Here is a 15702-nt window from a genome sequence, read left to right as displayed (position 1 = left end):
CGCCGGGCGGCCGTTGCCGTCTACCGGCGGGTTGCCGATATGCGGGTGCGTCCGGTTGGGGCCCTCGATCGCCGGGCGGCCGTTGCCGTCTACCGGCGGGTTGCCGATATGCGGGTGCGTCCGGTTGGGGCCCTCGATCGCCGGGCGGCCGTTGCCGTCTACCGGCGGGTTGCCGATATGCGGATGCGTCCGGTTGGGGCCCTCGACCGCCGGGCGGCCGTTGCCGTCTACCGGCGGGTTGCCGATATGCGGGTGCGTCCGGTTGGGGCCCTCGACCGCCGGGCGGCCGTTGCCGTCTACCGGCGGGTTGCCGATATGCGGATGCGTCCGGTTGGGGCCCTCGACCGCCGGGCGGCCGTTGCCGTCTACCGGCGGGTTGCCGATATGCGGGTGCGTCCGGCCGCCGGTCACGATCGCCGGACGGCCGTAGGGCTGGGATGTGATCTGCGGGCCGCGGTTGTTGGGACCGGTACGGCCGCCGCCCTGTTGCGGGCCACGATCATTGGGATGAAGGTGGTTGTTATACGGGTTGTAGGGCTGGTTGCCGTTCGGCTGTGCCCCAGATCCGATGTCGGGACCCGGCTGAGCGCCTGAGCCGATCGGCGGATTGCCGTTCGGCTGAGCACCCGAACCGATGTCGGGGTCGCTGTTGCCGTACGGATTATACTGTCCACCGGCGTTACCGAGGGTGGCGCCATAGGGGTCGTAGAAGGGCTGGTTGCCGTTCCCGAGCGGAGCCGGTACGGTTCCCGGTTGGACCGGTGGAACGTTGCTCGGCTGTGGCTGTGCGCCCGAACCGATCGGCGGATTGCCGTTCGGCTGGGCACCGGAGCCGATATCGGGCCCCGGCTGAGCACCCGACCCGATGGGAGGGTTGCCGTTCGGCTGGGCACCGGACCCAATGTCGGGCCCCGGCTGAGCGCCCGAGCCGATGGGAGGGTTGCCGTTCGGTTGAGCACCGGAACCGATGTCGGGACCGTTGTTGCCGTTCGGCTGGGCGCCGGAGCCAATGTCTGGGTCCGGAGTCGTTCGATCGGCGTGAACGATCCCGCCTCTGACCAGATTACGGTGAACAGCGCTGCCGTGGGCAAGGGCTGCTCCGCCGAACCCGAAAGAGAGGGCGCTTGCGGCGACACATGTCATTAAAAGTTTGTGGTGGCGTGTCATGGTATCATACTCCTGATACCCCCTCGACACCCCCCGCCCTATATGCGGTCCGCTGCTAAACTGTTGCCCAATTTCAGCAACGGAGGGCGGACCTTCTTATTTAATTGCGTTGTAATTATGTTAACTATATTCTTGTTATTTCGTTTATACCATCAAATTGTCGCATACTATTTCGTCAATGCGGGGAGAAACGAAATAATATTAATTTCACGGATGTTTGATCTGAAAACACTAGGAGAGGCCGGCCCCTTGAGCCGGCCTCTCGAAATCACAGGAAATGGTGGATTAGCGCGTGGAAGGGCCACGGTGGCCGCGGTGGCCGCCATGGTTATGGTGTCCAGTCGAAGCGCTATGACGAGCGACTCCCTTGCCGGTGGCCGAGTGGCGCGCGAGGGATGCGGTGTTGCGGCTCGCCGGGGTGGCCGAGTGCTGGGCGAGGGAAGCGGTGGCCGAGTGGTGCGCGAGAGACGCCGCCTTGCCGCCCGCCGGATTGGGCGAGTGCTGGGCGAGCGAAGCGGTGGCCGAGTGGCGCGCGAGAGACGCCGCCTTGCCGCTCGCCGGGTTGGCCGAGTGCCGCGCGAGCGAAGCGGTGGCCGAGTGGCGCGCGAGGGAAGCGGCCCTACCGCCCGCCGGGTTGCGCGAAACTGTGGCGCCTGAACCGATTGGGGCTGGGCCTACCGCAGCGCCTTTACCGATGGCGGAGTGGCGCGCGAGGGAAGCGGCCCTACCGCCCGCCGGGTTGCGCGAAACTGTGGCGCCTGAACCGATTGGGGCGGGGCCTACCGCAGCGCCTTTACCGATGGCGGAGTGACGCGCGAGGGAAGCGGCCCTACCGCTCGCCGGGTTGCGCGAAACTGTGGCGCCTGAACCGATGGGGGCAGCGCCTACCGTAACCCCCTTACCGATAGGGGCGCGATCCACCGTAGCTCCCGAGCCGATGCGGACGCGGCCGTTGGATCTCGAACCGAGAGGGATGCGGACGATGGAGGTTGGGGCCGGCGTAGCTCCCGAACCGATGTCAGGACCGGGCATCCGAGTGCCCGTTGCTGGGTTAACCGAGGCGACGGCGCCTGTGCCGATTGCCGGGGCGTACGCAGCGGTCGGAGTGCTACGAGTAGCGCGTGGGGCCTTCGAAGCCTTGGTGTGACGGAACCCACATGAGGCGGCAGAAGTCCCACATATAACGCTGGGCCTGGGTGCAGCTTCATGGGCGGTGCGCCCGGCGGCCAGAGAGGCTCCGCCGAGGCCAAGGACGAAGGTGCTCGCGAAGAGCGTTGTTAAAAACTTACGGTGCATCACGATGTACTCCTAGATGCCCCCTCACTCAATTGCCGCAACCGACCGGTAACGGTATAATAATACTCTTGTTTAATTGTGTCTTAATTGTGTTTATGTTTCAGTACTTGCTTTAGGATTGGGCATCCTAAATTTATCTATTCTTGATGGGGAGGAGGATTTATATTAAATTTTATTGCTCACGTCTGAAATTGTAAAAGGAAGAGGTGCGTATGGGTGCCTCTTTCGTCTACCCGCCCGAAAATCTTGGGATTTGCTAAGGAACATAGGCGGGAGGAAACCGCCATGAAGAGAGGCCAGCCCTAGAGCCGGCCTCTTGAAATCAGGACACAAGCTCGATCAGCGATGCGACCCGTTGTGCGATGCGCCGCCGCCGTGGCGGCCGTCGGATCCATGGCGCCCCCCACTGCCGTGGCGGCCTATCGAAGCGCCCCGCATCGCGGAAAAGCCTCCATGTCGACCCTGCCGGGCCATGGTTGCTGCTCTGTTATCGACTGTGGCACCCTGGCCAATGGGAGCGGGGCCTCCGGTGACGCCCAGGCCGATGGGGGCGGGCCCTCCCGTAATGCCTGAGCCGATGTCAGGGCCCTGAGTGCCCTTTGGACCGCCCCCATGTAGGCCGCCGCCTACGTGGGTTGGATCGCCCCTATCTTTAGGGTGCCCGGTGTGGGTCGGTCCCGTGTGGGTTGGGTCGCCCCTGTCTTTGGGGTGTCCTGTATGGGTTGGCCCCGTGTGTTTTGGATCACCCGTGTGGGTTGGAGCTCCTCCACCGCCTGTCGGTTGGCCATTGCCCTTCGGGCCGCCCCCGCCTCCATGGCCGCCGCCATGATGGCCTGCGTGTTTTGGATCGCCCCTGTCTTTTGGCTGCCCGGTGTGGGTCGGTCCCGTGTGGGTTGGGTCACCCCTGTCTTTTGGCTGTCCGGTATGGGTCGGTCCCGTGTGTTTTGGATCACCCGTGTGGGTTGGGGCGCCTCCGCCCCATGGCCCGCCATTATCGGTCGGGTTGCCGTTGTCGGATGGCCCGCCATTGCCGGTTGGATTGCCGTTGTCGGATGGCCCGCCATTACCTGTTGGCCCGCCATTGCCAGTTGGCCCGCCATTGCCGGTTGGATTGCCATTGCCGGTTGGCCCGCGAGTGCCGGTTGGGCCTCCCGTAGCTGCGGGAGCTCTTTGAGCGGAGGCATGTGGGCTACGTGATTTATTCCACCCACCACCTTTGCTGTAAGGCAGGCAAGCACCAACTGACATCCCACATATAGCGCGCGGCGCGGTGCGCCCAGTTCTATGGGTGGTGTGCACTTCGGCCACAGCCGCCCCGGCAAAGCCCAGTACAAGAGTGCTCGTGAAGAGCGTTGTTAAAAGTTTGCGGTGTATCATGGTATTGCTCCTTGATCCCCCAATCCTTTTGCTGTCGATCGATCACTCAATTGACAGACCCAGAGCCTAATAACGGCGCTGTTCAAATAATGTTCCGATAGTTAATATCTCTTAACTCTTATTTATAGCTGGGGTTTCGGCTGCGGCTATCGTTAGCTGCGCTCACGGAACGAACGGATGAGATCACTAGCGCGGGGTTTCTGTCTGTCCATCGCCCGTAAATGTTCGTCGCGGGTTTCGGCGTGGCGCGTGCGCCAGTCAGTTTCGTCTGCCGGCAGCCCTAAGCGCTGGTTCGGATCGAGCGGCAGGATAGGCGGGAGCGAGGGTTTTTGGTCGTCCTCTGCCGTCAGCCGCGGCCCATAATCCAGAAATTCCGGCTCGGGTTCGGCGGCGGCGCTGTCGAAATGACGCAAGCGCTCGATGACGCTTTCGAGCGATATGCGCCGGTCGCCACCGCGCATCGCCTGCTGCTGCTCCTGCATATGCGCGCCCGGCAATTTGCTGGCGGGGATGGTCTCGAAGGTCATGCGCATCGGCGTCGACAGCGCCTCGCCGAAGGCGATGGCCTCGCGATTGGCGATGGATGACAGGAAGTTCGTCATGCTCCTGGCCGCGCCTGATATCGCGCCCTTGACGATCTGCTGGTCGCGCTCATTGCCGAGCCGCATGGCGAAGATCGTATTGCACTGGGACAGGATCGTCGGGTCCAACTCGCCGGGGCGCTGCGTGACCACGCCGAGATAGACGCCATATTTGCGGCCTTCCTTGGCGATGCGGGCGATGGCCTGGCGCGTCGGCCAGAAGCCGGCGTCCGGATCGGCGGGGATATAGCGGTGGGCTTCCTCACAAACGACGAGCGTCTGGATCTTGCCGTCGCTCGACACCGCAAGATCGAAGGCGAGGCGGCAGAGCACGGAGGCGACGCTATTCACCACCTCGGAGGGCAGGCCGGAGAGCTGGAAGACGCAAATCGGGCGGCCATCCTGGGGCACGCGGAAAATGCGGCTGATGGTCTGGCGCATCGTATCGGCAATGGTGGAGGCGGCGAACATGAAGCGGAAGCGCGGATCGTTGACGATCGATTCCAGCCGGATCTTCAGCGCCTTGAGGTGAGGGCGCTCCGCCTTTCCTTCGAGTTGTCCCGCGCGCTGTTCGATCAGCGCCATCAGGTCTGAGATGCGGTAGGGGACCGGTGTGTCGGCGGAAACCGCCCGCTGGTCGCGCTCGCGCCGCCTGAGAAGCGTCGATGCCTGGCTATCGGCCATGCGAAAGCGTTCGCGGGCGGACTGGATCATGTCGCGCAGCGCATCCATTTCGCCGGCGTTGGGCTCGCGGCCCCGGAACAGGACGTCGGCGAATTCCTCCAGCCGGAACATCCAGAAAGGGAGGTCGAGATTGGCCGCGTCCATGACAATGGCGTGATCGGGAAACGCAGTGGCAAACTCGTTGTGCGGGTCGAGGACCAGCACGCGCACATCGGGGCGTTCGGCCACCACCTTGCGCAGGAGCAGCGTCACCGCGCTCGACTTGCCGACGCCGGTGGTGCCGACGACGGCGAAGTGGCGCGACAGGAGATCGTCTACCGAGATGAGCGCGGGGATTTTATTGTCCTGCGTCAGCGCGCCTATGGCGACGGTCTTGCGCTCGCTCGCGGCATACATGGCCGCGAGGTCGGCGGCGCGGATGCGGTGGGCAATGGCGCCCATGTGGGGATATTGCGAAATGCCTGAGGAGAAGGAGGATGTTCCTTCCTGCGTCGAGCGCGCCTCGCCGATCAGCTCGATATGGATGTGGATGATGTTGTCGTTATCTTTCTTCCAGGCGGCATCGGGCATATCCATTCTATGAATGAGTCCGACCAGCCGGTTCTCGCCGACGCGCACGGAAATGAGCTGGCCGACGGCCCAATAATCCTCCGATGCGCTGACGGAGGGGCCGGCGACGGCGGCAATCGTCGCGCGGTCGCCGTCGCATTCGATGATATAGCCTTCGGTGCGATTGCGCGCGACGACGCGCTCCTGTTCGTGCTGCATCCCACTTGCCCCCTTCGATCCCTTCACCCTCGTCCTTCGAGGCTCGCTTCGCTCGCACCTCAGGATGAGGGTGAAGGGCCGCCGCGCTCCAGTAGCCCTCATCCTGAGGTGCGAGTGGAGCGAAGCGGAACGAGCCTCGAAGGACGAGGGCGCTTGGCGCTAATGCATATCTAGCCTAGTCACGTTGAGAGAAGGTTAGCAGTAACGAATTCATTTTTACCATTGACGCGTGGCTGTACCGCATTTACTCTCCGAGCCATGAACAAGCTTCTTATCGTAGTACGAGCGCGCATGGGCAGGGTGGTGTAACCATCCGGCGAAAGCTCCCATGCGCGACACACAGGCTCCCTCGGGGGGCCTTTTTTATTGCCTTAAATCCAGCTAAACGAAACTTTATTGCTCCATCGGCGACTTAAACGAAACGTGAGACGGCAAGATGGAACGGCGAACGGGAAGAGAATGATGACGGCAGGAAAACGCGAAGCAGAGACGGCGCCTTCGGCAAAACGCGAGATGACGGGCGCGGAGATGGTCATCCAGGCGCTGATCGACCAGGGCGTGACCGATATTTTCGGCTATCCGGGAGGGACGGTTCTTCCTATCTATGACGAGCTCCACCAGCAGGACCAGATCAACCATATTCTGGTGCGTCATGAGCAGGGTGCCGGCCATGCGGCGGAGGGCTATGCCCGCTCGACCGGCAAGGTCGGCGTCATGGTGGTTACGTCAGGTCCCGGCGCGACCAATGCCGTCACGCCGCTGCAGGATGCGCTGATGGATTCCATCCCGCTGGTTTGCATCACCGGCCAGGTTCCGACCACGCTCATCGGCTCCGACGCGTTTCAGGAATGCGATACCGTCGGCATCACCCGTCCCTGTACCAAGCACAATTGGCTGGTGAAGGATGTCAACGATCTCGCCCGAATCCTGCATGAAGCCTTTCACGTAGCCCGCACAGGCCGTCCGGGCCCGGTTCTCGTTGACATTCCGAAGGATATCCAATTTGCCGTGGGCATGTATACGCCGCCGCAGATCGCGCCGCGCACCAGCTACCGTCCGATCGTCGATGGTGACCAGAATGCTATCGCGCAGGCGATCGAGCTTCTGACCTCGGCCAGGAAGCCGGTTATCTATTCCGGCGGCGGCGTTATCAATTCAGGCCCGCTGGCAAGCCAATTGCTGCGCGAATTGGTGGAACTCACCAACTTTCCGATCACCTCGACGCTGATGGGGCTCGGCGCCTATCCGGCATCGGGCAAGAACTGGCTCGGCATGCTGGGCATGCACGGCACCTACGAAGCCAATATGGCGATGCATGATTGTGACGTCATGCTGTGCATCGGCGCACGCTTCGACGACCGGGTCACCGGTCGTCTGAATGCGTTTTCACCTAATTCCAAGAAAATCCATATCGATATCGATCCGTCCTCGATCAACAAGGTCGTCCGTGTCGATGTGCCCATTATTGGCGATGTCGGCCGCGTGCTGGAGGATATGGTGCGCCTGTGGCGGGCGTCGGAGAAGAAGCCCGAGAGACAAGCGACTACCGAATGGTGGACGCAGATCGATAAATGGCGCTCGCGCAAGTCACTGTCCTATACCCGCAACAAGGATGTGATCATGCCGCAATATGCGCTGGAGCGGCTCTTTGCGCTGACCAAGGATCGCGACACTTTCATCACCACCGAAGTCGGCCAGCATCAGATGTGGGCAGCGCAATTCTATGGCTTTGAAGAGCCGAACCGCTGGATGACATCGGGCGGTCTCGGTACGATGGGCTATGGCCTGCCCGCCGCGCTGGGCGTGCAGATCGCGCATCCCGCTGCGCTGGTCATCGATATCGCCGGCGACGCCTCGGTGCAGATGACGATGCAGGAGATGAGCACGGCGGTGCAGTATGAGGCGCCGATCAAGATTTTCATCCTGAACAACCAATATATGGGCATGGTGCGCCAGTGGCAGCAAATGTTGCACGGCAACCGGCTGTCGCATTCCTATACGGAGGCGATGCCGGATTTCGTCAAGCTGGCGGAAGCCTATGGCGGCCATGGCATACGCTGCGAGAAACCGGGCGATCTCGATGATGCGATTTTGGAGATGATCGACGTGAAGAAGCCGGTGATCTTCGATTGCCGCGTGGCGAACCTCGCCAATTGCTTCCCGATGATCCCCTCCGGCAAGGCGCATAACGAGATGCTGCTGCCTGATGAGGCAACGGATGAGGTTGTCGCCAACGCCATCGACGCCAAGGGGCGGGAATTGGTGTGATGTCTGATTTATCTTTAGCGCTGCCCCTCACCCTTACCCTCTCCCCGTAAGGACGGGGAGAGGGAGGCATGGATGTTTTCGTATTTTCCGTCCTGCACGGCGCAGGGACGAAGGATAAGGTGGTGACGCTGGTGCCTCCGTCGCCCCGCTTGCGGGGAGAGGGTAAGGGTGAGGGGCAATCCATGCGCGGTCCTAAAGAGACTATTATCAAGCGGGCGCGTTCGCTGCGAAGACAGGATAACGACGCTGAGTACAAATTGTGGTTGGAACTTAAGGACCGGCGGCTAAATGGCTATAAATTCGTCCGGCAATTTCCGATCGGTCCCTACTATGCCGATTTCGTGTGCCGGGAACGCAAACTGGTCGTGGAGGTCGATGGCAGCCAGCACGCCGAAAATGAATATGACCGAAGGCGCGATGCTTTCATGAACAATGAAGGATATGCGGTCATGCGGTTTTGGAATGTGGACGTGCTGAACAAAAGCAATGCCGTCCTGGAGACCATTGTAGCTGCGCTCGACGGGCGATTGCGTGAAGAGACCGCAGCCAATGACTTGATTTTCACGGGATACTTTCGAGGCAAATCATGAACGCACAGAATCTAGCTTCCGGCTCGGCCTATTTCATCGCCAGCGAGACGCAAAAGCCCGAGACGCACACGCTGGCGGTGCTGGTCGACAACGAGCCGGGCGTCCTTGCAAGGGTCATCGGCCTTTTCTCCGGGCGCGGTTACAATATAGAGAGTCTCACTGTCTCCGAGACGGAGCATGAGAAGCATCTCTCCCGCATCACCATCGTGACGCGCGGCACGCCGCATGTGCTCGACCAGATCCGCCATCAGCTGGAACGCATCGTGCCGGTGCATCGGGTGATCGACCTTTCCATCCGCGCCGCTGAACTCGGCCATGAGCGCCCGATCGAGCGCGAACTGGCGCTGATCAAGGTCGTGGGAACCGGCGAAGCGCGCGCCGAGGCCTTGCGCCTCGCCGATGCCTTCCGCGCCCGCGTCACCGATGCGACCACGGAGCATTTCATCTTCGAAATCACCGGAAAAAGCGCCAAGATCGACCAGTTCATCGGCATCATGAAGCCGCTTGGGCTGGTGGAAATCTGCCGCACAGGGATTGCCGCGATGAACCGGGGGCCGGAGGGGATGTAAAATATCGCCGTGTCCCCTCTCACCCTCGTCCTTCGAGGCTCGCTCCGCTCGCACCTCAGGATGAGGGTGAGAGGGAGGCCAGCGTATCAGTAGCCCTCATGGTGAGGTGTGAATGGAGCGAAGCGAAATGAGCCTCGAACCACGAGGGCGCTTGGGGCGCTTGAAGCCAATCGGTCTGCGGCGTATAGACGGTTGGGTTCACCATCCGGGAGGGTAAGGCTGTGACCGAGCCGAAGAAGCCTGAAAAGATCACTTTGGAGTGGATCATTTCGGAAATGGAGCGGCTTGGCCCAGAGAACGCGCCGGAGACAGTGGATTGGGGGCCTGATCGCGGTGAGGAAATCATCGACGATGAATATTCCACGCTCGATAAGGAAATCTTTTCCATGCCAAACCTCCCGACCTATGAGGACGTGCTCGCCGCCGCTGGGCGCATCGAAGGGCATGCGCATCGCACGCCGGTGTTGCGGTCGCGGACCATCGACCGGGAGATTGGCGCGGAAATCTTCTTCAAGGCGGAGAATTTCCAGCGCGTCGGGGCGTTCAAGTTTCGCGGCGCGTTCAATGCGCTTTCACGCTTTGACGAGCGGCAGAGGAAGGCGGGAGTGCTGGCATTTTCGTCCGGCAATCACGCCCAGGGCATTGCGCTTTCGGCAAGCTTGCTTGGCATTCCGGCGACCATTGTCATGCCCGAAGATGCGCCCGCTTCGAAGATTGCGGCGACGCGGGGATATGGCGCGACGGTCGTGACTTTTGACCGCTATAAGGAGGATCGCGATGCGATTGCCCAGCGGTTGGCGGAAGAACAGGGGCTGACGCTGATTCCGCCTTATGATCACCCGGATATCATCGCGGGGCAGGGCACGGCGGTGAAGGAATTGATTGAAGAAGTGGGCGAACTTGATGCCTTGTTCGTCTGTCTGGGCGGCGGCGGCCTTTTGTCCGGTAGCGCATTGGCGGCGAGGGCTCTAGCGCCTCAATGCAAGATTTATGGCGTCGAGCCGGAAGCGGGCAATGACGGGCAGCAATCGTTCCGATCAGGTGAAATCGTGCGTATCGCGACGCCGAAGACCATTGCCGATGGCGCACAGACCACGTCGCTTGGAAACCTTACCTTTCCCATCATCCGGCGGGATGTGGACGATATCCTGACCGCTTCGGACGACGCGCTGGTCGAGGCCATGCGCTTCTTCGCCTCGCGCATGAAGATGATCGTCGAGCCGACCGGCTGTCTCGCATTTGCCGGGGCGCGGCAGTTCGGCCCCCAGCTCAAGGGGCAGCGTGTTGGCGTGATCGTTACTGGCGGCAATGTGGATTTGGGGCAGTTCTGTGCTTTGGTAGGGCAGTAAGGCAATAGGCCAGTAGGGCCGTATGTTTTACACATATTGCCTTACTGCCTTACTGCCCTATTGCCTTATTTTTCTACTCCTGCCATTGAACCCCATGCAATTTTCTCCCCAACAGGACGCGGCGCTCAAGGCCGTTGCGCAATGGCTGAAGGAAGGCCGCCGGCCGATCTTCCGGCTGTTCGGCTATGCCGGAACGGGCAAGACGACGCTGGCGCGCTATTTCGCCGAGCATGTCGATGGCGACGTGCAGTTCGCGGCCTTCACCGGCAAGGCGGCGCAGGTGCTGCGCTCCAAGGGCGCGGCCAACGCGCGTACGCTGCATTCGCTGATCTATCGCCCGAAAGGCGAGGAAGCGGTGGAGGACGAGACGACGGGCAAGACCAGCATTTCGCCGACCTTCTCGCTCAACCGGCAGAGCCCGGTGGCCAAGGCCAAGCTCATCGTTGTCGATGAATGCTCGATGGTGGACGAACAGCTCGGCCGCGATCTTATGACATTCGGCACACCGATCCTCGTGCTGGGCGATCCCGGCCAGCTGCCGCCGATCTCGGGTGGCGGATTCTTCACCGAACATGAGCCGGATTTTCTCTTGACGGAAATCCACCGCCAGGCGCGGGACAATCCAATTCTCCGGCTGGCGCTCGATGTGCGCGAGGGGCGCGAGTTCGGACATGGCGACTACGGCAAGGCTCAGGTCATCGGCAAGGGTGACGTGACCCAGGAACTGGTGCTCGCCGCGGACCAGGTGCTGGTCGGCACTAACAGGACAAGGCGGCGCTATAACCAGCGCCTGCGCGAGCTGAAGGATTTTACCGCCGATTATCCGCAGGCGGGTGACAAGCTTGTTTGTTTGCGAAACGATCCGGCGAAAGGGCTGCTCAACGGCTCGCTTTGGAAGGTGATGACCTCCTCGCGCGAAACGGTGAAACCGGGAATCAATCTTCTGGTATCGCCAGAGGATGAGGAGCCGGGCAGAGGCGTTGCCAAGATCAAGCTCCTGAAGGCGCAATTCGAGGAGCCGGATACAGAAATTCCGTGGCAAACCAAGAAGCGCTTCGATGATTTCGATTATGGCTATGCGCTGACCGTGCACAAGGCGCAGGGTTCGCAGTGGAACGATATCGTGCTGTTCGACGAGAGTTTCGCCTTTCGCGATACGCGCGACCGCTGGCTCTATACGGCGATCACGAGGGCGGCGGAGAGGCTGACGATTGTGAGGTGAAGGCAGTATGGCAATAGGGCAGTAAGGCAATATGTTTATTGATATTGCCTGCCGTGCAAATACGCTTTCCCTACTGCCCTACTGCCCTACTGCCCTACTGCCCTTATTCTTTCACTTCCTCCGCCTCAATCCATTTCCACGCCTCGGCTTCCTCTTCGGCGGAATATGTCTTCATCTCTATGGAAAGAAACGGCTTCATCAGGCTGGCGCTGAGGCTTATCCAGGCAGGTGCGCCGACGATCGCATAGCGGCGGATGTGTTTTAGCGACCGCGACTGCATGGCAAATGTCGAATCCTTGAAGGCCGCGTTCCAGTCGAAACCCTGATAGCCATCGAGCCGCACCAGGAGATCGATCTTATCGTGCTGTTCATAGGCTGCTTCGAGGAGGCCATAGATATTCTCGATGTCGGCGCTGGAAAGGTGGCCTTCAATGGCAAAGGCGAATGCATCGTCGCGATTCGTCGGTATGCGGCGGACGACGGGAATTGTGGTTTCAGGCCTCATAATGTTTCCTTACGTATGTTTTCCTTACGTTGAAAAGATTTTCCTTTATAAGGCTGCCTCTAGGCGTTGATCAGCCGCATGATCTTTCCAAAAAGTCTGCAACTTTTTAGGATCATGCTCCAGCGCTTTCGTTAGGAGCCAGCATGACAGCAAAGCTTTCCGTCAATCTTAACGCCATCGCCATGCTTCGCAACCGTCGCGATCTGCCGTGGCCAAGCGTTACCGGCATGGGGCGGATCGCGCTTGGCGCGGGCGCGAGCGGACTGACCGTGCATCCGCGCCCCGACCAGCGCCACATCCGCTTTGCCGATCTGGGCGAGATCAGGGCCTTGATCGATGACGAATTTCCCGGCGCGGAGTTCAACATCGAGGGTTTCCCGACCGAGCGATTTCTTGAATTGGTTGAGAAATACGAACCGGAACAGGTAACTCTTGTGCCGGATGATCCGACGCAGGCCACTTCCGACCATGGCTGGGATTTCGAGACCAAGGCCGATTTTCTGACGCCGATCGTGGCGCGGTTGAAAAGCCGGGCGATGCGCGTGTCGCTGTTTGCCGATCCCGGTCCGAAGGGACTCAAGGCTGCGAAAGCCACTGGCGCCGACCGGATCGAGCTTTATACCGGCCCTTATGGCGGAGCGCATGCCTCACCCAAGGCGGCGGCGGAGGAGTTGCGCAAGCTTGGCGCAGCTGCCGATGCGGCACTGGCGCTGGGATTCGAAATCAACGCGGGGCATGATTTGACGGTGGAGAATCTTCCCGCCCTGGTCAAACGCATTCCGGCGCTTGGCGAGGTTTCCATCGGTCACGGCCTTACGGCCGACGCGCTGCGCCATGGAATGGCCGATAGCGTGCGGCGCTTTTTGAACGCTTTGGAACTAACTCCATAACCCCTTGGAAACCATGCAGCATTTCAAAATATTAGAAGGTTTGGTGCAATCATGCCGGCGAATAGTATTCTTGGTTTCGGTTGGTGCTGAGGTTCTCAGGCATTCGCTTAATGCATAACTGTTGTGCAAGCCTTGCATTATCCCGCATTGTTTTTGCGGCGCGATGTGGCTATCCCGCCGCCCACGCGCCATCAGAAACGATAACCGGCATATGGGACCGCGAACGAGAGACTGAGGCAGTGAGGTGTCATTAATGAGCAATGCGCAGAACGACGATCTGCCTGAATCCGGTGTCGCCGGTTCTGACAGCGGAATCGAGCTTACCGGTCACGAAAGCGACAGTTTCCGCGTTCTGCTTCTAGGTGCATTGGGGGTCGTCTATGGCGATATCGGCACCAGCCCGATTTATGCCTTTCGCGAGGGCCTCCATGCGGCATCGGGTGACGGCTCTCTGACGCGCCTGGAAATTCTCGGCGTCATCTCGATGATTTTCTGGGCGCTGACCCTGATCGTCACGATTAAATATGTTCTTTTCGTGCTGCGTGCCGACAATAACGGTGAAGGCGGCATTCTTTCGCTGATGGCGCTCGTCCGCTCCAGCTTTCGCAAGCGACCCGGCTTCGTGCTCGGCATCGGCATATGCGGTGCGGCGCTGTTCTTCGGCGATGCGGTGATCACACCGGCGATTTCGGTTCTCTCCGCCGTTGAGGGGCTTGAAACGGTCACGCCGGAGTTTACGCCCTTCGTCGTGCCCCTCACCATCGCCATTCTGGTGACGCTCTTTTCCGTGCAGCGCTTCGGCACGGCCAAGGTTTCCGCCGTCTTCGGGCCGATCACGGCGCTCTGGTTTCTTTCCATCGCGGCTGTCGGACTCTGGCATATTTTCGATTCGCCTTCGATCCTCATTGCGCTCAATCCGTATTATGCCGTCAGCTATCTCTTTTATCATCCCGCCACGTCCTTCGCGACGATAGGCACGATCTTCCTTGCGGTGACGGGCGCCGAGGCGCTTTATGCGGACCTTGGCCATTTCGGACGCAAGCCGATCGTCACTGCATGGCTCTGGATCGTCTTTCCCGCCCTGCTTCTCAATTATTTCGGTCAGGGCGCCTTCATCCTGGCGCATGGGCAGGCGGCGTCGAACCCGTTCTTCCAGATGATGCCGAGCTGGGGCTTGTTGCCGATGGTCATTCTCGCCATGGCGGCGACGATCATCGCCAGCCAGGCGGTGATTACCGGCGCTTATTCGCTGGCGCGCCAGGCGGTACAGCTCAATTTGCTGCCGCGGCTCGAAATCCAGCACACATCGGAAAAACTGCTGGGCCAGATCTATATTCCGCGCGTCAATCTCATCCTTGGCATCACGGTTATCATGCTGGTTCTCGGTTTCGAGAGTTCAACCAGGCTATCGGCGGCCTATGGCATTGCCGTCACCGGCAACATGATCGTGACGAGTTTGTTGCTCTGCATCGTCATGATGCGCATCTGGAAGTGGCGGGTGCCGGTGGCGGCGCTGGTGACAGCGGGCTTTCTCACGCTCGACATCGTGTTCTTCGGCGCCAACATCATCAAGGTGCATGAAGGCGGCTGGGTTTCCATCCTGATGGCGGCCATCGTCATGGTGATAATGATCACCTGGGTGCGCGGCAGCCGGCAGCTCTTCCACAAGACCCGCAAGGGCGAGGTGGAACTAGACGTGGTGCTGGAGCAACTGGCGAAGAAGCCGCCTGTTATCGTTCCCGGAACCGCGGTATTCCTCACCGGCGATCCCAAGAGCGCGCCGACGGCGCTGATGCACAGCCTGAAGCACTACAAGGTGCTGCACGAGAACAATGTCATCCTGACGGTGGTGACCGCGCCGACGCCGCGCGTCTCGGCGGCGGACCGCGCCCGCGTCTCGCAATATAACGAGCGCTTCATGCAGGTGACGCTGACCTTCGGCTATATGGAACAGCCCAACATTCCGCGCGCGCTCGCCATATGCCGCAAGCTTGGCTGGAAGTTCGATATCATGAAGACGTCCTTCTTCCTGTCCCGCCGCTCGCTGAAGGCATCGCCCCATTCCGGAATGCCTATCTGGCAGGACAAGCTCTTCATCCTGCTCGCGCGCACCGCCTCCGATGCGACGGAATATTTCCAGATACCCACCGGGCGGGTGGTTGAGGTGGGTACGCAGGTGAATGTTTGAGGGGAGGGGCGCTTTGCGCTCCTAAGTCCGAGAATGACGGCTGGACTATGCGCCGTCTCTTATCAGCGTTTCAGCCGAGGCCTGACAGACTCTAGAGCGGTTTCTAGTTTAATGGAATCGCGAGGCATACCCCCCTCTGGCTTGCCAGCCATCTCCCCCTCAAGGGGGGAGATTACGCTGTCATTGCCGCTTTCGCCAATCGCCAACATTTCCAGAATAAGTGCCGTCATTGATGCAGGCCAATCTCC

The 15702-nt window shown here is 60.6% G+C and carries 10 protein-coding genes and 1 pseudogene; 7 read left to right on the top strand and 4 right to left on the bottom strand.

Annotated elements, in window-relative coordinates; all coding sequences use genetic code 11:
- From C7477_RS02565 to C7477_RS02550, 3 genes and pseudogenes are all read right to left on the bottom strand, one after another.
- A pseudogene (locus tag C7477_RS02565) lies at positions 1–1167 on the bottom strand (hypothetical protein); the annotation flags it as partial.
- Positions 1168–1452: 285 nt separating this feature from the next.
- Complete coding sequence (locus tag C7477_RS18690) at positions 1453–2199, bottom strand: hypothetical protein (protein ID WP_146226051.1); 747 nt, start codon at positions 2197–2199, stop codon at positions 1453–1455.
- Between the two features lie 1793 nt (positions 2200–3992).
- Positions 3993–5873: an ATP-binding protein gene (locus tag C7477_RS02550; protein ID WP_110748637.1), complete on the bottom strand. Its 1881-nt coding sequence runs from the start codon at positions 5871–5873 to the stop codon at positions 3993–3995.
- Positions 5874–6335: 462 nt separating this feature from the next.
- Here C7477_RS02550 and C7477_RS02545 point away from each other — a divergent pair, with 462 nt between their 5' ends.
- The 5 genes from C7477_RS02545 to C7477_RS02525 all read left to right on the top strand — a co-directional run bounded on the left by C7477_RS02545 (position 6336) and on the right by C7477_RS02525 (position 11871).
- Positions 6336–8141: an acetolactate synthase 3 large subunit gene (locus tag C7477_RS02545; protein WP_181418320.1), complete on the top strand. Its 1806-nt coding sequence runs from the start codon at positions 6336–6338 to the stop codon at positions 8139–8141.
- A 182-nt stretch (positions 8142–8323) separates the two neighbouring features.
- Positions 8324–8731: an endonuclease domain-containing protein gene (locus C7477_RS02540; protein WP_110748837.1), complete on the top strand. Its 408-nt coding sequence runs from the start codon at positions 8324–8326 to the stop codon at positions 8729–8731.
- On the top strand, positions 8728–9300 hold the full coding sequence (gene ilvN / locus C7477_RS02535; protein WP_110748634.1) for an acetolactate synthase small subunit: 573 nt from the start codon (positions 8728–8730) through the stop codon (positions 9298–9300). The genes C7477_RS02540 and ilvN overlap by 4 nt, the downstream gene beginning before the upstream one ends.
- A 386-nt stretch (positions 9301–9686) precedes the next feature.
- Complete coding sequence (locus C7477_RS02530) at positions 9687–10649, top strand: threo-3-hydroxy-L-aspartate ammonia-lyase (protein ID WP_110748834.1); 963 nt, start codon at positions 9687–9689, stop codon at positions 10647–10649.
- A 94-nt stretch (positions 10650–10743) separates the two neighbouring features.
- Complete coding sequence (locus tag C7477_RS02525) at positions 10744–11871, top strand: ATP-dependent DNA helicase (protein ID WP_110748631.1); 1128 nt, start codon at positions 10744–10746, stop codon at positions 11869–11871.
- A 103-nt stretch (positions 11872–11974) separates the two neighbouring features.
- Here C7477_RS02525 and C7477_RS02520 read toward each other — a convergent pair whose 3' ends face one another.
- The gene (locus tag C7477_RS02520) at positions 11975–12376 is read right to left on the bottom strand and encodes a SpoIIAA family protein (RefSeq protein ID WP_110748628.1); all 402 of its coding nucleotides are present in this window, start codon (positions 12374–12376) and stop codon (positions 11975–11977) included.
- A 143-nt stretch (positions 12377–12519) separates the two neighbouring features.
- On the opposite strand from C7477_RS02520, the gene C7477_RS02515 reads away from it, so the two are divergent.
- Both C7477_RS02515 and C7477_RS02510 read left to right on the top strand, forming a co-directional pair.
- Complete coding sequence (locus tag C7477_RS02515) at positions 12520–13266, top strand: pyridoxine 5'-phosphate synthase (protein WP_110748625.1); 747 nt, start codon at positions 12520–12522, stop codon at positions 13264–13266.
- 253 nt (positions 13267–13519) lie between these two features.
- Entirely contained in the window at positions 13520–15454 is a 1935-nt protein-coding gene (locus C7477_RS02510) for a potassium transporter Kup (protein WP_110748622.1), read from the top strand.
- Positions 15455–15702: the final 248 nt, after the last annotated feature.

The organism is Paramesorhizobium leguminum (genome assembly GCF_003217235.1).
GTDB lineage: Bacteria > Pseudomonadota > Alphaproteobacteria > Rhizobiales > Rhizobiaceae > Paramesorhizobium > Paramesorhizobium leguminum.
Note: the sequence above shows the minus strand (reverse complement) of the source record. Positions and strands in the feature narration are given on the sequence as shown.

Coding starts and splice junctions, on each gene's coding strand:
- C7477_RS02515 (WP_110748625.1), top strand. CDS start 12,520: ATGACAGCAAAGCTTTCCGTCAATCTTAACGCCATCGCCATGCTTCGC.
- C7477_RS02525 (WP_110748631.1), top strand. CDS start 10,744: ATGCAATTTTCTCCCCAACAGGACGCGGCGCTCAAGGCCGTTGCGCAA.
- C7477_RS02545 (WP_181418320.1), top strand. CDS start 6,336: ATGACGGCAGGAAAACGCGAAGCAGAGACGGCGCCTTCGGCAAAACGC.
- C7477_RS02540 (WP_110748837.1), top strand. CDS start 8,324: ATGCGCGGTCCTAAAGAGACTATTATCAAGCGGGCGCGTTCGCTGCGA.
- C7477_RS02550 (WP_110748637.1), bottom strand. CDS start 5,873: ATGCAGCACGAACAGGAGCGCGTCGTCGCGCGCAATCGCACCGAAGGC.
- C7477_RS18690 (WP_146226051.1), bottom strand. CDS start 2,199: ATGCCCGGTCCTGACATCGGTTCGGGAGCTACGCCGGCCCCAACCTCC.
- C7477_RS02520 (WP_110748628.1), bottom strand. CDS start 12,376: ATGAGGCCTGAAACCACAATTCCCGTCGTCCGCCGCATACCGACGAAT.
- C7477_RS02510 (WP_110748622.1), top strand. CDS start 13,520: ATGAGCAATGCGCAGAACGACGATCTGCCTGAATCCGGTGTCGCCGGT.
- C7477_RS02530 (WP_110748834.1), top strand. CDS start 9,687: ATGCCAAACCTCCCGACCTATGAGGACGTGCTCGCCGCCGCTGGGCGC.
- ilvN (WP_110748634.1), top strand. CDS start 8,728: ATGAACGCACAGAATCTAGCTTCCGGCTCGGCCTATTTCATCGCCAGC.